The sequence below is a fragment of the Pseudomonas sp. OG7 genome, assembly GCF_014192825.1.
GTDB lineage: Bacteria > Pseudomonadota > Gammaproteobacteria > Pseudomonadales > Pseudomonadaceae > Aquipseudomonas > Aquipseudomonas monteilii.
Map to the genome: position 1 here is coordinate 95343 of NZ_JACHYK010000012.1, position 21947 is coordinate 117289.

General features: G+C 59.3%; 23 protein-coding genes and 1 pseudogene. 3 read left to right on the forward strand and 21 right to left on the reverse strand.

All coding sequences use genetic code 11. The annotated features are described in order from the left end of the window. Positions 1-2: 2 nt before the first annotated feature. Genes FHW75_RS25225 through FHW75_RS25235 form a run of 3 tightly spaced genes read right to left on the reverse strand, consistent with a single transcriptional unit; the run spans position 3 to position 2637 of the window. The gene (locus tag FHW75_RS25225; protein WP_221212582.1) at positions 3-305 is read right to left on the reverse strand and encodes a hypothetical protein; all 303 of its coding nucleotides are present in this window, start codon (positions 303-305) and stop codon (positions 3-5) included. Beyond that, complete coding sequence (locus FHW75_RS25230) at positions 305-1660, reverse strand: integrating conjugative element protein (RefSeq protein WP_183674994.1); 1356 nt, start codon at positions 1658-1660, stop codon at positions 305-307. Before FHW75_RS25230 ends, FHW75_RS25225 begins: the two co-directional genes overlap by 1 nt. Further along, a complete protein-coding gene (locus FHW75_RS25235; protein WP_183674996.1) occupies positions 1660-2637 on the reverse strand; it encodes a TIGR03756 family integrating conjugative element protein in 978 nt (325 codons plus the stop codon). The genes FHW75_RS25230 and FHW75_RS25235 overlap by 1 nt, the downstream gene beginning before the upstream one ends. On the opposite strand from FHW75_RS25235, the gene FHW75_RS26950 reads away from it, so the two are divergent. Continuing rightward, positions 2636-2764 (forward strand): hypothetical protein, encoded by a 129-nt coding sequence (locus tag FHW75_RS26950; RefSeq protein WP_256127447.1) that lies wholly within the window; start codon positions 2636-2638, stop codon positions 2762-2764. The genes FHW75_RS25235 and FHW75_RS26950 overlap by 2 nt on opposite strands. A 93-nt stretch (positions 2765-2857) precedes the next feature. Here the strand turns inward: FHW75_RS26950 and FHW75_RS25240 are convergent, their stop codons facing one another. From FHW75_RS25240 to FHW75_RS25315, 16 genes and pseudogenes are all read right to left on the reverse strand, one after another. Then, positions 2858-5599, reverse strand: a complete 2742-nt coding sequence (locus FHW75_RS25240; RefSeq protein WP_183674999.1) for a conjugative transfer ATPase — start codon at positions 5597-5599, stop codon at positions 2858-2860. Then, complete coding sequence (locus FHW75_RS25245) at positions 5599-6018, reverse strand: TIGR03751 family conjugal transfer lipoprotein (protein WP_183675002.1); 420 nt, start codon at positions 6016-6018, stop codon at positions 5599-5601. Before FHW75_RS25245 ends, FHW75_RS25240 begins: the two co-directional genes overlap by 1 nt. Continuing rightward, positions 5981-7489, reverse strand: a complete 1509-nt coding sequence (locus FHW75_RS25250; RefSeq protein ID WP_183675004.1) for a TIGR03752 family integrating conjugative element protein — start codon at positions 7487-7489, stop codon at positions 5981-5983. Before FHW75_RS25250 ends, FHW75_RS25245 begins: the two co-directional genes overlap by 38 nt. Further along, positions 7479-8285, reverse strand: coding sequence for a TIGR03749 family integrating conjugative element protein (locus FHW75_RS25255; protein ID WP_183675007.1), 807 nt, complete (start codon positions 8283-8285; stop codon positions 7479-7481). The genes FHW75_RS25250 and FHW75_RS25255 overlap by 11 nt, the downstream gene beginning before the upstream one ends. Then, positions 8282-8923, reverse strand: a complete 642-nt coding sequence (locus FHW75_RS25260) for a PFL_4703 family integrating conjugative element protein (protein ID WP_183675010.1) — start codon at positions 8921-8923, stop codon at positions 8282-8284. The genes FHW75_RS25255 and FHW75_RS25260 overlap by 4 nt, the downstream gene beginning before the upstream one ends. Beyond that, on the reverse strand, positions 8920-9321 hold the full coding sequence (locus FHW75_RS25265) for a TIGR03750 family conjugal transfer protein (RefSeq protein ID WP_183675013.1): 402 nt from the start codon (positions 9319-9321) through the stop codon (positions 8920-8922). Before FHW75_RS25265 ends, FHW75_RS25260 begins: the two co-directional genes overlap by 4 nt. Before the next feature lie 7 nt (positions 9322-9328). Continuing rightward, the gene (locus FHW75_RS25270) at positions 9329-9706 is read right to left on the reverse strand and encodes a TIGR03745 family integrating conjugative element membrane protein (protein WP_183675016.1); all 378 of its coding nucleotides are present in this window, start codon (positions 9704-9706) and stop codon (positions 9329-9331) included. A gap of 15 nt (positions 9707-9721) precedes the next feature. Beyond that, positions 9722-9961 (reverse strand): TIGR03758 family integrating conjugative element protein, encoded by a 240-nt coding sequence (locus tag FHW75_RS25275; RefSeq protein WP_060498902.1) that lies wholly within the window; start codon positions 9959-9961, stop codon positions 9722-9724. Beyond that, the gene (locus tag FHW75_RS25280; RefSeq protein WP_183675018.1) at positions 9948-10283 is read right to left on the reverse strand and encodes an RAQPRD family integrative conjugative element protein; all 336 of its coding nucleotides are present in this window, start codon (positions 10281-10283) and stop codon (positions 9948-9950) included. The genes FHW75_RS25275 and FHW75_RS25280 overlap by 14 nt, the downstream gene beginning before the upstream one ends. A gap of 769 nt (positions 10284-11052) precedes the next feature. Then, a complete protein-coding gene (locus FHW75_RS25285; protein WP_182375172.1) occupies positions 11053-12963 on the reverse strand; it encodes a UvrD-helicase domain-containing protein in 1911 nt (636 codons plus the stop codon). After that, complete coding sequence (locus tag FHW75_RS25290; protein ID WP_183675021.1) at positions 12960-14879, reverse strand: ATP-dependent endonuclease; 1920 nt, start codon at positions 14877-14879, stop codon at positions 12960-12962. Before FHW75_RS25290 ends, FHW75_RS25285 begins: the two co-directional genes overlap by 4 nt. A gap of 416 nt (positions 14880-15295) precedes the next feature. Further along, the gene (locus FHW75_RS25295) at positions 15296-15751 is read right to left on the reverse strand and encodes a GIY-YIG nuclease family protein (protein WP_183675024.1); all 456 of its coding nucleotides are present in this window, start codon (positions 15749-15751) and stop codon (positions 15296-15298) included. Positions 15752-16042: 291 nt separating this feature from the next. Then, positions 16043-16222: pseudogene (locus FHW75_RS26955) on the reverse strand (flavin reductase family protein); the annotation flags it as partial. Positions 16223-17143: 921 nt separating this feature from the next. After that, positions 17144-17593 carry a carboxymuconolactone decarboxylase family protein gene (locus FHW75_RS25305; RefSeq protein WP_060501481.1) on the reverse strand — a complete coding sequence of 150 codons (450 nt, stop codon included), beginning with the start codon at positions 17591-17593 and terminating at the stop codon, positions 17144-17146. Positions 17594-17704: 111 nt separating this feature from the next. Then, positions 17705-18370: an FMN-dependent NADH-azoreductase gene (locus FHW75_RS25310; RefSeq protein ID WP_183675031.1), complete on the reverse strand. Its 666-nt coding sequence runs from the start codon at positions 18368-18370 to the stop codon at positions 17705-17707. Positions 18371-18400: 30 nt separating this feature from the next. After that, positions 18401-18883, reverse strand: coding sequence for a GNAT family N-acetyltransferase (locus tag FHW75_RS25315; protein WP_183675034.1), 483 nt, complete (start codon positions 18881-18883; stop codon positions 18401-18403). 90 nt (positions 18884-18973) lie between these two features. Between FHW75_RS25315 and FHW75_RS25320 the strand changes: the two genes are divergently transcribed. Beyond that, positions 18974-20410: a PLP-dependent aminotransferase family protein gene (locus FHW75_RS25320; protein ID WP_183675036.1), complete on the forward strand. Its 1437-nt coding sequence runs from the start codon at positions 18974-18976 to the stop codon at positions 20408-20410. On the opposite strand, the gene FHW75_RS25325 is transcribed toward FHW75_RS25320, so the two are convergent. After that, positions 20403-20882 carry a carboxymuconolactone decarboxylase family protein gene (locus FHW75_RS25325; protein WP_012314955.1) on the reverse strand — a complete coding sequence of 160 codons (480 nt, stop codon included), beginning with the start codon at positions 20880-20882 and terminating at the stop codon, positions 20403-20405. The genes FHW75_RS25320 and FHW75_RS25325 overlap by 8 nt on opposite strands. Before the next feature lie 345 nt (positions 20883-21227). Beyond that, positions 21228-21632, reverse strand: a complete 405-nt coding sequence (locus tag FHW75_RS25330; RefSeq protein WP_260308856.1) for a LysR substrate-binding domain-containing protein — start codon at positions 21630-21632, stop codon at positions 21228-21230. 32 nt (positions 21633-21664) lie between these two features. Here FHW75_RS25330 and FHW75_RS27305 point away from each other — a divergent pair, with 32 nt between their 5' ends. After that, positions 21665-21799 (forward strand): hypothetical protein, encoded by a 135-nt coding sequence (locus FHW75_RS27305; protein WP_409347979.1) that lies wholly within the window; start codon positions 21665-21667, stop codon positions 21797-21799. Positions 21800-21947 lie beyond the last annotated feature (148 nt).

The window sequence follows — 21947 nt, forward strand, 5'->3', positions numbered from 1 at the left end:
CCTCACATGCGAGACAGTTCGACCAGGATGATCGAGCTGAAGCCGATCAACCCCAGACGCTTTAGCCGTTGCTGGTCCACAGGCGCTGGCCGTATGCGCAGCGCTGCGGCCCAACCGGTGAAGATCAGGGTGTACAGCAGGACGCGCCACCACGCGAAGTAGGTGGCAGTTGCCCGCGTTGGTGCGAGCCAATCCAGTTGGGCGGCGGGCAGTTGTAGTGCCATCCAGGCAATCAGCAACATGATCAGCATGGTGCCGAGGATCAGCAGCACGTGGGCGATCGAATACCTCACAGAAATCGGCATTATGGCGTGCTCCTTTCCTGGTCAGCCCGACGCAGTCGGTCCGGCTCCGGATCGCGCTGATCAATACTGCGCGAGGCGTCGGCACCGCCGGCGTGGCGATCAAGGACCAGGCTGGCGGTATTGGTGGCCAGCGACTGGCGTACCTGCAGCTCGGTTTGCAGCAGGCGGATCTCGCGTTCCAGGGTTTCGACGTTACTGTTGAGGGCGGTAGTGGCCGGCTGCGCCGACGCCACGTTCGGTTCGTGGCTGCCGGCGAACAGCGTGCGCTGCAGCAGCATCGCCTTGTAGATCACGCTGGACAGTGCGGTCTCACTGGCCAGACGCCGGGCCAGCAAGTTCTGGTCGGGGTCATCGCGCAGCCCCTCGATGACGCCGCGGGAGACCTGCAACAAGGGGCTGGAGACCTTGCTGAGGTTCTCTGGGGTAGGCTGGTCGGCGCCCGTGACCATGTGCTGCAGGCCTTCCAGGTGTTCCGTGTAGGTTTCCTGGATCAGCGGCGACAGGCCCGTACCGGCGGTTACACGCAGCGTCTCGCAGTCATCGCAGGTTTCCACCTCGGTTTCACCGAGCACCCGTGTCGCCCAATCCGAGGCCTCCTCGGGGCTCGACCAGGCTTGGCAGATGGCGCCATTCTGGCAGCCCGAACCGATGGCCGAGGTGTCCTCGACGGATCGGTTGTGCAGCAGGTTGTAGCCGGCCTTTACCACATCCGAAGTCACCCGGATGGGTTGCTGTCCGTTACCTCCGGCTTTCTGCCCACCGACCCAGCTGACCCCGTTGTTGCCGTTGTTCGACTCGGTATCCTTCACCGCCATTACGGCATCGCCGCCGGACTGCTCAAGGTTGTGCTGCATCTCCTGGTTCTGGGCCAGCGCACCCCATCCGGCCTGGTCGACCTTGTCGGCCATTTTCGCCGCCATTGCCTGGCAGGTGAGCTTGGAACGATCGAAGTCGATGCGCCCCTGCAGCACGCCATTGCTCAGCAGCTCATAGAGCCCAGGGTTGGCGCGCTGAATGATCATCGCCGGCAGCGACATGACCGCCTGTGTGGCGTTCTGGATGACGTTGCCCATGATCTGCTGGAAGCCCTGGGTGGCGCCATTGAGCTGGTTCTGCAGGGTGTTCGAGAGGTTCATGTTTCCGCACATCATGTTGGCCCGCCAGGACATGCCGACGCCGAGGCCGTTTGGACGGTAAAGCGAGGAGGGCGCACCGGCAGCGGAGCCGCCGCCGATGGTGTACATCACGCGGTCATCCAGGACCTGGGCTTGGTCCCCGAGGTGGTAGCCGTTCTCTGCGGCATGGCCTGCGGCACACACAAGGAAGCACACCAACCCGAGCGCGAGGTTTTTCATCACTGGCCTCCATCAAAGTCGATGCTAAACAGAAACGTCTGACCCATACGCTGGCAGCAGCGGTAGGGCCGCCACAGCGACCAGGCATAGGCGCCGTCGGCGCTCTGGATCGTTGGGCTGGGGAAGATGGCGCAGGTGTTTTGGATCACCGGGACCAGCAACTGCCAGCGGTGGTTGTTGACGTTGTTCTCCATCACCGGCTGCGGCGGCCAGTAGCCGGGAGCCGGCATCGGCTGCAGCGGCAGATAAACGTGCGGCTGGCCGACGCGGGTAATGAAGTCGCTGGCGCGCTGGGCCATCACGGCAGCCGCCTTGAAATCATCGGGCTGCACCAGAAAGCCGTGTCGCGGATACACGCTGCCCCACATGTCCCCGAGTGCCTGATTGCCGATCTCACGCATTCCCGGGACCAGCGCCTGCGGGTAGACGGATTCGGGAACGGCCTGGCGCCAAGCCAGCGGGTCGAGTGTGCTGAGGTAATAGGGCGCAAACGGCACCGCTCCGCTCGGGCATGCATAGCCGAACGTGTGCGCCAAAGCGGTGAGGGCTGCCCCGCCGGGATGGCCAATGCCATCGACATTCTTGAACCGTGGCAGGTTATCGCGCTGCGGCGAAGGGGTGATCAGGTTGCTCCCTCCTTGCGACGTCGGCGTCGGCGTCGACAGCGAGGACATCTCGCTCCAGGGATTGCCGCCGGTGTCGGCATAGCTCGACACCACCAGCTCGGGAATGAAGTGACGGATCTTCGGTGAGGTTCGCACCGTGCAGCCGAAGGGTGTACAGAGCAGCCAGTAGCAGATTCCTACGACCCGATACTCCAGGCACTGCAGCGAAGTGACGGAGGCGATGAGGGTTGGCGCGGTCAATGCCAGACACTGCTCGGCGGCGACAAGCAGAGCAGCCGCGGTGAAGGCACGGCCACGGCGAGCCCTTCTGGGTTTCGGCGCTTTGCTTTGGGTGAAGGCGGTGACGTTCATGGGCAACGCTCGGCAGGTGGCAGCGGTGTGCATCCGTGCGCCAAGTTTCAGCATCCCGGATCCGGTGCTGGAGGAGGGCGGACAAACCGAGTCCGGGGTGATCGGTTTCGTCGGGCGCTCGATTTAGCGGCGCGAGATGAGCAAACTGCCAGAGGAGTACAAATGTGCTCTTTCCGATTTTTACTGAGCAGAACGGCTCGGATAGCGCTGACGGTGTCGTTCACGAGATGCCGCGCAGGCGATCAATCTCCGCCGCGACCTGCAGGGCGGCTTCCAGCTCGGACTGCTGGTGCTCTTCCATCAACCGCCAGCGCTGAGCTTTTTCCTCGGGCTCGGTCATGGCCAACGCGAGGTACAGGCTCGGTGGTACCGCCCGGAATAGCGTCTCCAGGTTCTTCGACAGGACCACGCCCTCGGTGTACTTGCCCGAGGCTTTGCTTGCGGAGAGCAGCAGCGCTTTCTGCGCCGGCGTGAGTTTCTTGAAGCGGGCTATTTCCTCGATTTCCGCTGGCGGCATGTTTAAGCAGATCCACCATTCGATCATGTTGAGCATGGTCTGCGCCGCGTCGGGCAAGTCGGCCATGTTCTGCGTTGCCAGCCAGAACCAGGCACCGAGCTTGCGCCACATCTTCGTGCCCTTGACCACAAAGGGGGCCAGCAGCGGGTTCTTGGTGATGATGTGGCCTTCGTCGGTGACCATGATGATCGGTCGCCCCAGGTACTGATCGCGCTCGGCGATGTTATTCACCGTGTTCATCAGGCTGATGTAGCTGATGGACATCTGCGCCTCGTAACCCTCACGGGCGTACGTGGCGAGGTCGACGATCGTCACGTCGCTCTCTGGCCAGGGTGTGCCTGTCCGGTCGAACAAGGCACCCTCGAAACCCTGGCAGAACAGGTCGATGGATTCGGCCATCTCCTGCGCGCGCTCGCGGCGTTTGTCGGGCAGGTGAGTGTCGCTGGCGACCTTACGCAGGGCATCGCGGACATGGCGGGTCAGCACCTGCTGCTCAGTCGTCGCGCAATGTCGGGCGGCATCGAGGATGCACTCGCGGATCAGACTGCGGTCTGCTCGGGTCAGGCGCGCCTCTTCCTTGGCTTCGCCGCCGGTGATCATCAGTCGCGCGGTGATCTCCAGCTCGCCCAGCACATCGCGCTGCTCGTCACTGTCCGGCGCGGCCTCATCCAAGTCTTCGGTCGACAAGCTGGCGACCTGGTCAGGATGTTCGATCAGACGCCGGGAATGGGCGAATGGCGCCAGGCTCACATCGCTGCCCGGTTTGAGCTGAACCTTGTTGACGGACAGCCCGAGGGTGGCGAAGTAGTCGCCCTGCAGGCCAAAGGAGTTGCCGGCTTCGACGATGAACAGTCGCGGCCGGTACACGGCCATGACCTGCATCAGGACCGAGACCAGGGTGGCCGACTTGCCGGCACCGGTCGGGCCGAACAACAGCAGGTGGCCATTCATCGAGCGGTCAAAGCGCGACAGCGGGTCGAATGAGAGCGGCGCGCCACCGCGGTTGAAGAAGGTGATGCCCGGGTTGCCGGTACCGATGCTGCGCCCCCAGAGCGGCAGCAGATTGGCGACGTGCTGAGCAAACAGCAGCCGGGTGTACCAATTGCGTGGGTCCCGCACCGGGTTGTAGACCATCGGCAACCAGCGCAGGTAGCTGTTGCAGGCGGCCACTTCATCCCCCTCGCGCACCGGCTGCAGGCCGGTACCGAGCAGGACGTTGGCAGCCTGGACCGAACGCTGGCGCAGTTGCTGTTCATCGGCACCGCGCAGGTACAGCGCCAAGGTGCCGCGGTACAGCTTGTGCTGGCGACCAATCAGCGCGCGGGCCTCTTCCACGTCCTGGCGGGTCTGGGTCGAGGCGAGGTTCTCGCCGATGGCTTTGCGTCCCAGACGATTGAGCTGCTCCTCAAGCACATCCTGGGGCGTGATCACCAAGGTCAGGCTCATGACCGACTGCTCGGGCAATTGATCGAACAAGGCGTTCAACGCCTCGCCTTTGCGCGTCTCACCGGTCAGCTGGCCGATATGCGGCGGTCTGCGCAGCTTGTCGACCACCATCACGGTGTGGGGTTGCTGATCGAAGTACCACAGACCCTGCTCGCTATCGGAGCGCGGTTCCTGGAAGAACAGCCGCTCGGCAAAATCGTGGTCGAACGGCAGCGGCAGATCCTCGCCATCATCCGCTTCCGGGTAAGGCACGCGCCGATAGAATGCGGCAGGCGTTTCGTCGGTGAGGGCAGGGGCTGGATTGAACCAAGGCAATAACCAAGCGTAGAAATCGCGCCCGGTCAACCGTCGAGGGCTGACCCCGCAGGCCTGCAGCGAGGCCACCAAGCGGTCGCAGGTGCGGTTCAACAGCTGGACCGGGCTCTGCCCATCCTCGTCAGCCTGCTCCCCGAGCCAGCGGTAGACCACCAGGCGAATACGCCGATTGCTACCGCGCCACGGAAGGTGAGACACCACATGGTCGTCGAAGAGTCCGCCCGGTTTGCCGACGGCGTCGAGGTGACGTTGCATCGACGTGAGGAAGGCCTCGGTGAACGGCGTGCCTCGCGCGTGCGGCGCGATATAGCGCTCCAGGCGTTCGAGGTACGGGGCAAAGTCACTGTCGTCCTGGCAGAAGAACTGCACCACCCAGGGCGTCTGGTCGAGCTCGTCGAAGCTGTCCTGCAGTGCATCTTCCAGCGCATCGCGTGCCGCCATTAGCCACTCGGGCTCACGTCCCTCGGTGCCGATTGGCTGCAGCTCGAACACGGCGCCCACGGAACGGTTGTCATCAAGCAAAAAGCACTGTCCCTCTTCCAGATACTCGACCCAGGGCAGGTGGTCGGTGAAGCTGGGGTTGTGCGCATACTGGGCGGCCTCATCCGCCAGCGTGGCGCGCCGACGCTGCGCCGCACGCCAGGGCCTCCAGCGCAGCGGGTCGCGACTCGCGTCTTCGGCCATCACAGATCGTCCAGGCGCTCGCCGGGCAGCGCGTACTGGACCTTCTCGTACAGCGGGAATACGGTTGAGTAGCCAGGCACGGGCGTCTGTTGGGTACCGGCCAGGTGCGGGTAGACGTACATGACCAGGTCCGGGTTAGGCAGGCGCGGGAACTGAGCACGGATCTCGTTGGCCGCCGTGCGCGTGTAGGCGCCCTGGTCGTTGATCAGGCGTTCGGGATCAAGCACCGGGCGACGCAGTTCGCCACGCGCCTCCAATAGCTGTTGCTGAGTACCGACCGAGCCACCGCCGTTCCAGATATCAAGCATGGTGTGATCGCCGTGGGGCAGCATTTCTTCCTTGCTGGTGGAGCAGCCGGCCAGGTGCAGGCCGAGCAGCAGGCTAATCCAGATCCAGTACCGAGACGGATGGGCTTTCATGGTTCACTCTCCGGCCTTTGGGTTCGTAGTCGATGCTGATTTCGTGGTCCAGATGCAGGGCCACTCTGGCCCCAGGCGGCACGTAGATCGCGGCGAAGGCTTCGCCGTAGAGCTTGTTGATCCACTCGCGGATGTCGCCAATGCCGCCGCTGATCACCGAGTTCAGCGCGCTGTTGCCGCTGTTCTGGGACAGGCCCAGGCTGCCGCTGGCCGAATTGATGAACGAGGTGTTGGTCTGCTCGCTGCCCAGGGCTGCAGCGAAGCCGGCGCCGGCTGCGGTGATCAGGCTCTGGCTGCCCAGATACTGCTGGGCGTTGGAGCGGCGCTCGCCGGAAATGCAGGGGATGCCGTAAGGGTCGGAGATGTAGCCCAGGCCGCCGCGGATCTTCTCGGTGTCCGAGGTCTGCGTACTGCTGCGATTACGGCTGACGACCTTCTGCGGCTGCGGCACCGTGCGGACAGTACCGTCGCTGAAGACGAAAGTGATCGACTCGACCTGGCCGCGCACGCAGGACAACGTCCAGTCACCGGCGGCGGTGCCGCTCATGACCGCGCCGACCACGTCCGGCAGGTCGATGCCGTTGGCAGTGAGGTTGTCTGGCCCCACCAGCACCTTGAATGGATAGGGATCGTTCACTGTGCCGTCCACCGGCACCCGGCCAATGAGCGCGGTCATGGCGATCGAGCCCATCAGCGTCGAGTTCTCGGGGATGGTGTAGACGGGGCGGGCACCTTCAGTACGGTCCTGGGCGTTCTCCAGGTCACGTTCGCCTTTGGCGACGGCACGCAAGCGATCCTGGCCACGGTCGATGGCGTTGTCGTCCAGACCGTGCAGATCCTTGAACTTCGAGGTCAACGACGACAGCGGTCCCTCGGCTTTGCCGGTATCCTCTTGCCCGGCGCGGGCATTCGATGGTTCGATCCACTGCACCGCATCTGCCGGTGCCTGAGGGCCTGCAAACTGCTGCTCGTCGCCTGGCTCAAGACCGAATCCCGCAGGAACATCCGACTTTACGGCGGGCTTACCGGTTAGCTGATCCTTGAGCCTGGAGAGTAGCCCCTGGGTCTCGCGGTGCTGTTGCTCGGCCTTCTGCCGGGCATCGTTGGCCTGCTGGCGTTGTTCGGTAACCTGTTGGGTGACACTGCTCAGCGTGCTCTGGATGCGCGTATTGATATTGCCTTCGCGCGTGCGCAGCCGGTTGTTCTCGGTCTGCAGGGCATCGTTGCCTTTCTTCAGCGTCTGCATCTCGCTGCGCATCGCCTTGACCTGGCCGATCAACGTGGCCACGGTGTCGCGTGGAGTGTCGCCGGCGATGCCCAAGGCCTTGGCCTGCTCGGCAGTTAGTGTGGCATTGTCCGGATCGTGAGTGGGCTGGCCATCTGGAGCGGCCACCCACGATTTGATGATGATCAGTACGATGCCCAGCAGGACCGCAGGCACCAACCATTTCAGCAGGCCATTAGCTTTCATGATCGTCAGCCTCCGGCTTTGGCGGGGGCAACAGCAGCGCATGCTCCAGGTCGCCGCCGCGGGTGACGAGATAGACCACGGTGGTGTCTTCAGGCGTGCCGGCAAGGCCGAGGTCCGCGTGCTGGAAGGTTGCGGCGTACAGCGTGGCCTGCAGGTGACGCGGGTCAAGCGCGACCTTGCCGGGGCCGCGGTTCACGATCTTTACCGCGGTAACCCAGTAGTCGCCCAGCCGCCAGGCTGCGAGTGCCTTGATCGAAACCCGTTCGGTGGGCAGCAAGGTGCTGAACGCGGTGGAGTCGCTCAGCGGCACCCGCCGCACACCGGGTAGAGGTGCCACGGTACGCAGGGGCGCATAGAGGTTCTGCGCCGCATAGCGGGTGAGCACCACCGATACCGGGGTCTTTGCAGGTGACGTGTCCTTCGCAGCTTCCACGTCCGGTGCCTGAGCCTGGGCCACGATCTTGACCGGTTCCAGTGCCTCGGTGCTCTCGAGCGCCTCGATGTCGATCAGGATGATGTCGCCTGACTTCACCGACTGCAGTTGCAGCCGGGTAGGGGGAAGGGGTCCAGCGGCGCGCAGGTACACCGTGCCGCCGACGGACTGGACGCGCAGCTTGTCAGCGATCGCACCTGGTACCCCTACGCGGACATCCTCATCCAGCATCAGGACTCGCTCCTGGCCCACCGTAAGTGGAACGGCCAGCGGTAGACGATCCCAGTATTTGACCTCAACAGCACCAACGGCTGAACACCAGCCTGCGGCTATCGCCAGCATCATGATCAAGACACGCATCATCCCGCACCTCCAGGCAGCGTCAGCTTCTGCGGTGTGCCTTCGTAGCAGTCCAGGGCCAGGCCCCACTTGTTGTGCTCGGGGTCGACGTCGAAGCGCACCACGCGTAGTGGATAGCGCACCACCACCCGTTTCACCGGCTCGGCGGCGTAGTACTCGTCGGCGTTGAGGTCGAGCTTCACCAGCCAGCTGTGTTTGTCCAGCTGCTTCACCCGCAGGTCGGGGTCGTCGCTGTAGCCGCGGCCCAGCACCTCGTACACGCCGCGCACCCGGCCGCGCAGTTCGCCGGCAGCCTTGCGGTACTCGAAGTCGCCGTCGAAGAAGGTCTTGCACGCCGGTGTCAGGTAGGACTGCAGAGCAAAGATGGCGCGGTGGTAATCGACCTCGCCGTCGGTGGGCCAGCGGTTGAGCTGGCCGAAGATGTACAGCGCGAAGGCATAGATGTTTTCCGGGGGGACATCCCACCACTTGCGCGTACTGCCAGAGCGCAGATCGGGCGGCACGTGAATGGTGAGCTCGGAGGGTGCGGACTGCCAGCCGTACCAAAGCCCGCAGCACAGCAGTGCCAGTATCGAAACGGCCAGACGCAGGCTGAAGATATGCGCCTGCTGCGCGTCTACTTTGTTGCGGAAGCGGCTCATGGCGTCGACCCCGCATGCCGACGCGTACGGCGGACGGTCCAGGGCCCTGAGTGCAGGATCAACTGATGAGTGCCAACACCCCAGTGCACTGCCAGGTGCCACTGTAGACGCCGGTACAGCCAGGTTTCGGGGCGGGCGCGCTTGGCCCGGCGCAGTAGCTTGCCGCCACCGAGCAGCACCAGCGCCATGCAGATGAACATGCAGGTGGGGAGGGTGGCGATGGAGGCGGTGGCCACCGCCAGCGGTGCACCGAGGATCACACCCAAGCCGGCGCCGACGATCAGCGCGACCCACATCTCGTCATTGGTGAGCCCGCGCAGGACGGCCGGGTCACGATTCAGACGTTCCGGGAGGAAGGTCAGCGTGCCGTCAGGCAGAGTGGCTGGGGCGTCGGACATAGTGACCTCACAGGATCGTTGCGGCTTTGGTGAGGAACCAGAGGATCACCACCACCAGCAGGGCGCCGACGCCCACAACGGCGCCGAGGTCCTTCCAGGTCTTGCGCTGGTTTTGCACGTCGGCGTAGACGGTGAGCGAATGCCAGGCCACGCCAAGGAAGGCGAGGGTGGCGATCAACAGGCCGAGCAGGATGCCGCCGTCGTAGGCGTAGTTCTTGATGGTGTCGATCAGGCCCGACCCCTCGCCGCGGGAGGGGGCCTCCATAGTCGGCAGATCAGCCCAAGCCAGCGTCGAGCTCAGCAGCACCAGACCACCTAACAGGACTTGCGAACAGGATTCCCGCAACAGTGCTAGCGGGCGGTGGCATTGGCGGGAGAGGTTCATAGCAAGGTCTCCTGGTTACGACAGCATGAAAAACATCAACACGATCAGGACGAGGGCCAGGCGCAGCGTGCTGCCCCCGAGTGCGCCGAAATTGAGGTTGCCGGCCGCCCACCCGCGGTAGCCGGTCCACAACGCCCAGGTGCACCAGAGCAAGGCGAGCACCAGTACCGATGAGCGCCACAGCACTGAACTGAGCTGCGGGGTGAACCCGGCCACGGCAGAGAACGCGCTTAGTTGGGCGTCAGTCATGCTCATTGGATGGCCTCGCAGGGGCCGCTTCGGCACGGTAATCACCGGTCAGCTCGACCTGATCAGCTGGCTGCGCACGCGAGGGCGAAAGGTAGTTGTGGATGCCTTGACGCATACGTCCAAGGTCTGCTGCGAACCTCGAGTAGTCGAAGCGATAGCGGGCGCCTGCGGCATCGACTGAGCCGCTGTTGGCACGGTCGGCCAACAGTTCGATGGCAGTGATCTGTCGCTGCACCAGGCCGAGATCTGATCGCTCCGGCGCGTCTTGAGCGACGGTACCGAGAGACACCAGGCAAGCAAGAAATAGGACGGAGGAGGTAGTTTTCATGGTGAATTCCAGCCTTAGATCTGGCATTCACCCTGAGGAATTAGGACGTTTTTGGCATGGATTAAAGGGATCTTTGATCCTTCACTTTAGAGTCTAAGACTTCAGTGAGTACGTCGTGAGTCACTGGCGCAAGTGTGTTGGATCGGCTACGCATTACTCTCCAATGACCGCAATCGACCCTAGACGCTCATACCCGGTCTCTAGCTCGCGGCGCGCTCCGTCACCAATCGCTACGTTTAATGGGCTAGCCGCTCGGCAATCCAGTCTACGAAGCCACGAACACACGCATTCAACTGCTTGTTTGATGGGTAAATCGCAGAAATGGATATCGTTGCGCACGTGTGTTTTTCAAGGATGGGTACGAGTACACCGGACTCAAACAGTCGCCCAAAACCTGGAAAGCTGCCCTGCACAATTCCATGACAAGCATGGAGTACATGGGCGGACGTAAAGGTTTGCGTGAGATGGTAACGAAGAAGGGGTTCAAGCTGCTTTAGGAATGAGCCCGCGACCGCTTCTGGCCGTTCGCCGCCCGTCCCGAACGACGGGTATCGGTCGATCGCAGCCCTTTGCGACATGTAACTGGCCGATTTCTTCGGGCCAGAGTCGGAGCGTGGGCAGGTCAAATCCGACGCAAACGACCGGTCAAGTCGAATGCAAATGGGGGGTCAAGTACATACATTTACTCAGCTAGAGGCGCGAGGGAAACAACGGCACGATAACTGTCTAAATATCGTTGGTCGCCTCCCACAAATCCGCCATTGCTCGGCTACAGCAGATGGGTAATAACCCACCCTTGCGCAGCTAACGCCGCTTTACACTCTTCTGAAACCCGTTCTGCGTTGACTGCCAGGCAAAGAAAACTGGTAGGTCGTGACATTCCGACATACAGATTGCGGTACTGAGATAGCTGGCTCTCAGGCGTTTTTTTAGCTCGAGTACCGATCCCTGCAATGATGGGCAGCGCGAGCTCCAGATCGAAACGACGACTTGGATGACCTAGAGACTCCATGACGAGGGTTGCCAAGTGCGTTTCACCTTTCATCGAGGCGAGTGTGCCGATGTGAATGTTTAAGCTGCGACCTTTTTTTTCGACTGAGCAAATCGATCGGTGAAGCCCGTGAATAGCCATGGGCGCTGGCCGTTGAAAAACCGGAAGCTCGGTGAACATCTGCAGTGTCAGATGATCTGGGAGCAGCGAGCGCAGCTTTACGTAAAGCGTATTCACGATACGGACGCGCCTTTCTTCATCTGCTTCCGCCACGTTTGCCATGCATAGATTACGAATCAGCAACCGGAAAGCCGACACGTCCTTATCAGCATCGCGCAATTTGCGAATCAGCTGATGATCAGCTTTCAAGCCTTCGACAATCTCCGCTTTGGCAGCGCGCAGCACCAGAAATAACGCTCTGCGGATCTCTTCAAATCGTGATGAAAACGATGCGTTTACGGCAGGTTTTGACCCACCGAGAAGTGCCCAAAATCGCACAAGCTTGAGCCCAGGCAGTTGGTCGCCAGTGGAAGCAGGCCAGTAGTCCAGTAGGGTACGCCCAGCTATCTGTTTTGCGGCATCGCCCTGTTTCCGAGCGCAAAGAGCTTTGACTTTCCCTTTGGTCAGGTCGGTATCGCTGAAGCGGTCTAAGACATGCTCTCCAAACGTCGAGATCACATCTTGTACACGCTCGGTGCTGTAGACGATCAACATGGAGGCGTGACGGTCTTCGCTCTCTCCAGTTACAGCGGCACCCGTCAGCTGTGTTCTGGACACGGACTGAGCGATGTGAGGACCGAAGCGTTTGCTGGAGGATATCGGCAGCGCGTCGCCTCGTGGGAACGTCAAGTGTTCCGCTCCTTCCGAACTACCTAGGATTCGCTGATTGATATCGCCGAAGCGCTGAATGATGACGGTGTCGTCGAACATCAACTGCAACAAACGCTCTTGCTCCCAGGACGTATCCTGCATTTCGTCGATGAAGACGACAGGGAACCTACGGGATAGCTGGGCCCGAACCTTGGGGAATTGAGTTAACAGGCACTCCGCGTACGCGAACATGTCCGCGTGCCGGAAAACTCCCTCGGCGGCGAGTGTTTGTTTGATACCGACAATTGTCGGATAGGTTTTCGCGCTTGGCTTGGGGAGTGAGCCGGATTCACTGGCTAGGTCCAGAGATGATCCTTTGTAGACCAGCCCCTCTAGCATGGGCGCAACACCTGGGTTCATTTCCATATAGCGCCGCAAGCTGTAATTGGCATTGGCTAAACCTAGTGCTCGACGGGCAAAGATGTCGTTGTCGATCACATCGACGGTCATCCCCTTGCTTCGCAGGTACGGCAGAGCCAGAAACTGATTCACCATGGCGTGAATCGTCCCTATGAAGTGAGGATGCGTGAGTAGGCGACTCCCGTCATGGCTTGTACCTAACCGGCGCTGAATTTCATCACGGGCAACATTTGTATGACTGAGTACACAAACACCTGCGCGGCTTGAGGTCCATCTGCGGCTTAGCATCAACAGCTTCGCTGCAAGCACTGTGGTCTTACCACTACCTGGCGCGGCGTTGATGTCACGAGACTGGTTCTCCAGTAGCACCGTACGCCGCTCGTGATCATTGAAGTTCAAGTCGGGAGTCAGGTCGTGTAGAGCATCAAGATCTCCAGCGCCGATCACAGGGACGGTCATGGCTCCGTCCTACCAGTCAGATGACGCAGCGCCTGCTGTAGATAAGGCGGCAGATTGTTGAACAGCTCATCTCCTTTCCCATAATCGCCTGTTGAAATCAGGTGAGCCGCGTATTGGGCGGTGATGGCTTTTGATGCTTCTTTCTCTACGAGCGGTTGATAGATGATGGACGCCAGCTCCGCTTTCGAATGCCCGGCATTCGAGAGTTTTTCCCAGAACGCTGCTGATTCGACAATGGCTTTCTTCTCATCTTCCTCCGTCAGCCGTTCACCCCTCGAGTTTGCCTTCTTAGCCAGATGAATCGCGTCATGCATCAACCGGTCGCATCCGTAAAAGGCGAGATCGTATTCCAATGTCCATTTGTTGGAGACACAGACAATTGTGCTGCCGCCCTGGGCACGGTCGATCTTTGTCTTGACCAACGCCTCGGCCTCCTCCGGCGTATAGTCTTTTTCGAATCGCTTACCTTTCTTGGGAGCGGATACGTAAGTGGCCTCGTCAGGAACGATGTCACGATCCGTGATGCAGGCGACAGGAATGGGAGTCGCCGAACCATCACTCGGCTGGAGGATTCGAGCGTAGTGATAAAGCCCAACCCCGCCGACGTTTACACAAGAGATCCCGTGTTCGTTGAAAGAGTATCCTGCGGCCGCCGCCAAGGCGGGCAAAAGTAGCGATTCTGCTGGCCCCTCTACGATCGCAACACCGCGAGCGAAGAACAGGTTCGCTTTGGTGGCATCAATAAAACGTCTCAAGAACTCGTAATCGCTTTTCAGCAGCTTGGTCTTCCCGTGAGCCAAGCTGAACAGCTGAGCACGGTTCACCAAGGTGAGGCTCGCGATGTCGGCGCCCGCCGCCAGAGATGGGCTGTGGGTGGTCATCACGATCTGAACAGGTCGGCTATCTTGCTCAACTGCCTTGGCGGTGCGCTCCAGAAGCTGCTGAACGCGCTCCTGCAACTGCGGGTGGAGATGGGCCTCAGGCTCCTCGATCAACAGTAATCCGAGCTCCTCACCGTCACGCAGAAGAACCAGTTCAGTTGCCATGAACAGAGCGTTGTTATAGCCGAGCCCGCGAATGCATCGCTCACCTGGATCGATGGTGGAGGATGGCAGCAGCGCCAACTCAAAACGCTCCAGAATGGGCTGCAGGCCCAGCTCCGGAGCGATCTGGATACGTGAGGACAGGGCATCGCCAGCAAACGCAAACTTGTTCAGGTAGTTGTCATTGACGTCGTCCTGAACATCCTTGATGACCTGATGCTCGCCCAGATGGTGCTGAGCAAACGCCATCAACCCTACCAGGTTGCTGGGGACGGTAGCTGGAGCAGCGACGTCGAAGTCATTTTTCTCCTGCCCATCAATACGCTTATGAGCGCCCAGAATTTGCGATAAGCGAGACTGACGACCCGGGCGTAGCTCGGCTTCGGCATCTCGAAGGGGACGCAAGTAGGTGGCCCGGATGAGTTCACGAACCGCCGTACCAATCTCGGGCCCCGTGCCATTCGGACCTGAGCAGGTGATTGCCTCGACTCGCCCACGCTTGTTGGCCTTGGGTGGTATCCAACGCGCTTGCAGATAGACGACCAAGCTATGAGACCCGTCCGCTTCGTGGGTCATCCATTCGAGAACGGAAGCCTCTTGCGCCGGGTCGAGGTCCACAAGGGTGGCCTCAATGAACAAAGAACAGGCTCGGGTCTTACCCTTGATGTGAAAATCTGTTTCGAAGAGGCGGACGAACTCATAGCTGGTTGTCCAGAGCACGTAGCGGATCGCATCAACTACCGAGGTCTTGCCTGAATCGTTTTCCCCAACAAGGATGTTGAGGCCGGGGGCGAGCTCCCAATCAAGTGCTGGCGCCGCCGTACCATCGCCAAACGCCCTAAAATTCGACGCCCTGATCCGCTTCAAATGCATCTTGCTTCTCCGTCCTGTTGGAAAGCCTGTCCCGGATGGCGTAACGCACTCCGTGCACTCTGTGTGCTGTAAATGGCTTTTATCACGGGAGCAAGCGCGTCGGAAGGGTAATTTAGTAGCAGGAGGCCATTACGGAGCAACGAATGAGAGCCTGAAAGCCAGCCACAAAAAAACCGCCTGGACGGGCGGTCTTTAGGTGCGCTACGAATGGACGTTCGTTTTTCAGGTCGCTGAAAAACATCAACGACCGCATAGTAGCTATGCGTGTTCACACAGTGCAACAGAGTCAAAATTGCCTCTATATTGCATAGATCGTAGGCGAAGTCGTAAAAATGCGGTCGTGTCGAAGGGCTGATCTTATGGGAAATTAAATGTAGTTAACACACACGAACACGCATCGAAATTTTTGACTACAGTTAATCTCCAGTATTTTTTATAATCCATTCTGCAAAGCTTCGGTCATGAGGGTCAGGTTCATAAATATCCCTTAGATCTGACTCATACATCTTTGTTGGAATGTCTAGGTGGATATCTGCTTGATTTGAAAGCCGGTGATCCAAAAGCTCTTCTAGCAGATAGTCTATATACATTTCTGCTTGCTCAAAATCGACCCTAAACCATTCAGAATTTGTGTCCTCGTGATTGGTGATTCTATAGTCTTTAAAATCATAGTGAATGCTCGACTCAATCTTTGAGATTGGAGCCAATCTTTTGGGTACATAGTATGCTACGTGCAACCCTAGATTGGGATCGCCAGTTCTAAGATTCCTGAACCTTATTAAAGGATTTCCATCAGTTCGACCTATCTTGCAGCGAGTGTAATCCGAAGAGCTAAGCAGTATATATATCCAGCTGCCAGGAAGTGTTATCATGAACATGATTTGCTTTTAGTTGGTGAGTCGCTCATTATAGCTCAGTATGAAAACTTTGAGTTTTTTTCTGCTCGTGCCCGCTAAACGGCGACCCAGGTTATGCGGACATCTAAATAGGATATACGGTTATGCGGGACTGACCTTCGATTTTTGAGAGCAGTGAGCTTTCGCTTTGATTGAGAACTCGTTTGGCGCGATCGAGGCAGGCAACCAGATCCCGCCACGCGAAGGAGTGAAAAAGACGCCCTACGGAAACACCGGGCGTCTTTATTCACGGCTGAACCTTCACGCTCAAATCACGGCAGGCTCGCCGAGGTTGCAATATTGCCCTTTGAAATTCAGCAGTGGTTTCCTGAAGGTTCAACGCCTTCACTTCACCGATAACGATCACATGGTCGCCTGCAACATGCTCGCGTGAATCTCGCATTCCAGCCAATGCGGGCTGCCAGCAATGACCGGATTGCTCAGCGGCTGGGTAATTGCACTGAGTTGACGACCTGTTTGCATTCGACTTGACCAGCCATTTGCATCGGACGTGACCAGCGCACGGGTACGTCTTGACCGGCAGGAATCGATCCATTGCGGGTGCTGAACTACAGCGCGACGCGGACTCTGTGGGAGCGGGTTTACCCGCGAAGCAGGCGCCGCGGTGGATGGCACCGGCTGTGCCGGTGTTCGCGGGTAAACCCGCTCCCACAAAGATTGATGTTCGGCTCACCGGCGGCTATGGGTGTCGATAGCAGTCAGTCGCGAACGGCTGCAATCTACCCATAGCGGACGTTGTCACTGCACCCTGCGTCTAGTAAAAAGGTCATTTCCTGTTCCAGGCACCGAACCGAATTTATGTCTACTCACCATGGTCAACGTGTTTGTAATCGATGCGGCGAATCAATTACTGCTTACTGTCCATCAATTGAAACGCTAGCGATCATCGGGTGGTTCCACGAGAAAAGTGATCAGGCAGTAGTAGATGAGATAGCCCGCCGAGAAAATATCGATCCGAATGTTGTCTGGGAATATTTCCGCCACCGGATGAGGCATCTGTGCAAGCAAAAAATTGCCCGCTGCTCATTCTGCGGCGGGCAGCTAAAGACTTGGCGTGCGCGTCAATGTATGCACTGTTGTAGGGAGTGGCACTGACGCACAGTGATTATCGAGCTGAGTTTTCAGATTCCGAACTGCATTCGCACGATTTCTGACTGACCACTATTGGCCGATTACCGACCTCGACGAAGAACCGCTTTGGATCGATAGCGGTCGCTCGCGAATGACCGCAATCGACCCATAGCGGTCGTTCGGAAAGGGCAGCAATTGGCCTGAAGCAGACGGTCCGCGATAGGAGCGAGGTGCCGTCTCCGAAGTATTACCTCTCCAGGCCGAGTCACTAGGTCATCAAGCCCTAGCCGCAGGTTTGAGTCGGAAGCTGACGCCCATACGGTTGAACGCATTCATTGCGGCAATCGCCGCTGTCAGGTCAACAAGATCCTTTTCAACAAACATCGCCGATGCGGCTGCATAAGCTTCGTCGGATACCTGTGTCTCGCTTACCCTGGTGACTTCTTCCGCCCAAGCCAGTGCTGAGCGCTCCTGATCCGAGAACAAATATTGCGCTTCATGCCATACCGGCACTAACAGCACCTTGTCCACTGACATACCTGCTTTGATCAGATCGCGTGAGTGAAGATCAATGCAATGAGCGCAGCCGTTGATTTGAGACACTCTGAGAAACACGAGGTGGATCAACGAGGCTGGCAAATTTGTCGCGGTGGTCACGAAATGATGCACGCCGCCGAGGGCCTTAGCTGCACCAGGCGAAGCTTCAAACCAATTGAGACGATTCATGATTTCTTTTCCTTTGTATGAGCGATGAAGAGCGTGGCCGCTTGTTGGCATACGGCCCAGTTGAGATGCAAACCTAAACACTTGGAGTAGATGTCGGCCCTGAAGCGGACTTTAGACTTGATCCACTCGACGGCTATGCCTAACAAAGTACGCCTGCACATCACCGTACCCTGTTGCCCTTCCAGTATTCAGTGACTCTACCCCCTTGGCGGTACCCTCAACGGTGAAGTAATGCACCTGAGTGAGACCGATGGTGGCAAGGACGGCGGACAGGTAGGGGCGCAGAAAGTCCGGTTGACGGGCCTGTGGGCCGTTGATGTAGCCCCCGCTAGCGATTGCGACGTAAACCGGACGATCCGTCAGATTTCCGACTTTGCCTTTGGCGGTGCCCACAAACGTTTTGCCCACGCGTACCACGTGGTCGATCCACATCTTGAGTGGAGCGGGCACGCTGTAGTTGTGCATCGGCGTGGCAATCAGCAGTACGTCGCATGCTTGCAGTTGGTCGATCAATTCGTTGGAACGGCTCAACGTACTGTCCCGCCCACTTGCCGTGACTACGCGTTGATTCGCTAATGCCTGGGCGTAAGGGGCATCGACTGGGGCCATGGTGTTGAGGTCTAAATCGGTCAACTGGATACCCCTTCTGCCGGCCTCGGTGGCCAAGGCGAACAGGATCTGCTGGGACAGCTTCAGACTTTCCGAAGCCTCTGCATTGGGGCTGGTGACCAGGCGAAGAATGCGCAAAGGAGCAAGTGGCTGTTGGGACGATGTCATGAGGTTTGCCTCCTTGGATGTGCATGCGGGTTATGGCGTATCGAACTGTTTTTGAAAGCGCAGTGCACCCGTCAACAGGCCTTCACGGAAGTAAAAACGTTGCGCGCGGGCGTTGGCCAAACCCGTGTCGAGCACCAGGCGTGCACAACCGCTGGCGCGCGCCAGTCGTTCCAAAGCTTGCAATAAGCGCGATCCCCACTGGCCACCCCGCTGAGCCTCGGCGGTTACAAGGTCATCGACATACAGGAATGCGCCGTAGACCAGGTTTTCCTGAAAGCGGTAACTAGCCAGTGCTACAAGAACGCCTGCGTCATAAGCGCCAATCAGGCGATAGCCTTCAAGGCGCATACGCTCGATGCGGCTGACGAAGTCGGCTTCGCTCGTCAGATGAGGGCGCAATTGCTGCATTACCGGGAATGCGCTGCACAGGTCATGGGTGCTGTCCAAGGGACGCAGGGCGGTATCGGCCAGGTCGAGCACGCTGGGTATGAAGTTGTGCAAAGGGAATTTCATGGGAGTTGCCCTCATCAGTAGGTGATGGAGCTATATTGGACTACCATTGACCCACTTGATTGATCCAAGAAATGGGATATGAACTAGGCCATGATGACCTCCCCCAAGCCGCCTTTTGCTCCCTTGGAAGAGCAGTCCGCCTTGCCCCTGTATCGTCAACTGTACGACCGCGTGCTGGCCGCCGTTGCCGCTGGCACGTTGTCCCCCGGTGACCGCTTGCCGTCGGCGCGCGCCATGGCTAAGGAGCTGGGGGTGGCACGTGGCACCGTCGAACTGGCCTATTCGCTGATGGCCAGCGAAGGGTACCTCCTGGCGCTCGGGCAGAAAGGCACCGTAATCAATCCTGAACTGCAGAAGCCTGTGTCAGCGGCCACCGTATTGCCAGTCAGCAGCCAAGTGATCGAAGACGCGCCTGATTCGCTCTGGCGTCCACCGCAGCTGTTGCCGTTCCAGATGGGGGTACCGGCGCTGGATGCATTTCCGCGCAAGATATGGGCGCGTCTCGGTGCTCGGTATCTCCGTGGGATGCGTCTGGGAGATCTGGACTATCCTGCACCCCACGGCCTGGCACCGTTGCGCAGCGCCATTGCTTCGTATCTGCAGGTGTCCCGAGGTATCGATTGCGGTGCCCATCAGGTGTTTATCACCAGCGGTTGGCGCAATAGCCTGTCCTTAGTCGCACATACCCTGTTGCAGCCAGGCGAGTGCGCCTGGGTGGAAGACCCGGGCTATCCCACTACGCGCCAGGTGCTTCGCCAGTTCGGCCTGGACCTGGAAGCGGTGCCGGTTGATGCAGAAGGCATGAACGTAGAACACGCCATCGCGGGTTCTCGGGCTGCTCAGGTCGTCATGGTGACACCAGGGCATCAGAGCCCGCTGTCGATGGCACTGTCGCTGCCACGCCGACAACTGCTACTCGATTGGGCTGCCCGCACCGGTGGCTGGATTGTCGAGGACGATTACGACGGCGAGTACCGCTACGTCAGCCGTCCACTTCCAGCGCTGGCCAGCTTGGATCGCCATGGGCGCGTGCTGTATGCCGGCACCTTCAGCAAGGTGCTGTTTCCCGGTATTCGCCTGGCTTATCTGGTGGTGCCGCAGGCGCGGGTGGCAGCGTTCGAGCGCGTCGGACGGGCCTTGTTTGCTGCCGGGTCACCGTCAATTACCCAGGCTTTGGTGGCGGAGTTCGTTGCCGAGGGACACTTCGCTCGGCATATCCAACGCATGCGCCGCCTCTACAACGAGCGACGGGCATTGACCATCGAAGCACTGGAGCGGAGTTTGCCGAAGGGTATGCAGGTGGAACGCTCGCCAGGTGGTATGCACCTGGTACTGCGTTTACCGGAGGACGTAAGCGACACCGCCCTGGCCGAGCAGGTGCTGGCGAGGGGCATGTCGGTACAAGCGTTGTCGCGCTGGGCTGCCTCATCGCAGCGTCAGTCAGGTCTGCTCCTGAGTTTTACCAACTGCGCCACGACTGCTCCAGGCGAGCAGCTTGGCGCGTTGATCAGCAAGTTACTCAGTTGAGGTTGGCCTTGTTCAGGCCGAAGAGTTCATCGGACGAGCCCGGAATCGCCTGGAAAGCCACATTGAGGCGATTCCAGCCATTGATGGCGACGATCAGGAACGACAAATCCGACAGCTCCTGCTCGGAAAACTGCTCACGCGCACTCGCATACAGGCTGTTGGAGATACCATGAGGCGGCAGTTGGGTCAGGGCTTCAGTCCACTCCAGCGCCGCCCGCTCTGCTGGCGAAAACAGCTGTGACTCACGCCAGACGGCCACGTGGTGAAGACGCAGCTCGCGCTCGCCATGGATCTTGGCCTCTTTCACATGCATATCCACGCAGAACGAACAGCCGTTGAGCTGCGAAGCGCGCAACATGATCAGGTGGGCAAGATCGGCCAGTAGCGGCTTCTTGCTCAGTTGCAGGGTGAGCTCCACCAGTTTGTTGGACGCTTGGGGAGACAGTTTGAAGTAATCAAGGCGGTTGTTCATGGGGTAGTTGCTCGTAGTGGGTGGATGGTTGTTGGAGCCCACTGTAGCAACGCTTGGAATAGCCCCACAGGGCCAAGATGGTAGCTTCGAACTAGGCCATATCTGTATCGAAGTGCGCCATGATCACCTATCGAGCGATAGGGTCGAAGGGGTGCAATGGGCCGTTTATTGGCCTCCGCGAATGGCCGCAATGGGTCGATAGCTTCCGGTCGCGAATGACCGTTTTCGACCCTAATCAGCCTTTCGACTCTGACAGAAATCGGCCCCAGGCAAGTGTTACAGCAGGAAAAATATTCTCGCCTAGATTTCACCACGCTAACTGGAAATTGACCTCCGAACGCCCGCTTAGGGGTACACCGGGGCAAGCCTCGCCTGTTCGATGAGCCAGTCGATGAGCAGGGCAACCTCCGAAATGCTGCGACTTTCCTCGTTGCAGATGCAGAAGTAGTCCATCCTCGTTGGAACCTTCAGCGTGAAGGGCTGCACTAGGCGCCCTTCGTCCAGGTCGCGTGACGAGTTAATCTCGTCGCTGAGCGCCACGCCATATCCATCACGCGCGGCTTGCAGGGCGATGCCGAAGTCCACCAAGTGCACGTCGGCGTCGCCCGGATACGGCAGGCGCGCCTCAAGCAACCAGCGCCGCCATTGGGTGCCGTCATCCTCATGCAACAGGCGGTGATGAATGAGGGCGGACGGTTGCTTGAGCGCGTGAGGGCCGCGGAGTAATTGCGGGCAGCACACAGGAAACATGTGCAGGCTCTGTACGCCAGGCGAACCCAGCTGTGTATGCCAGCAAGGCCTCGGCGCCATTTTTCATTCAGAACGGGGACAAGGACTGTAACGTAGGGTCTGGCCAGTCTCAGCTGCTCGTACGGGCGCTTGAAACGCCGAAGCGTCAGTGCCCTATGAGCAAATAACTGGACTCAGCACGGAGGCCCTCAATTTGAAAGCCCTGAAAAAGTACAGAAGCTGATTGAGTTTTTAAACAAACACAATTCCGGCTCTAACCGTTAGGGCCCGTTGGATGAGTGCCAGTCGGCACAGCCTGGAACTAGCCGACTTTCC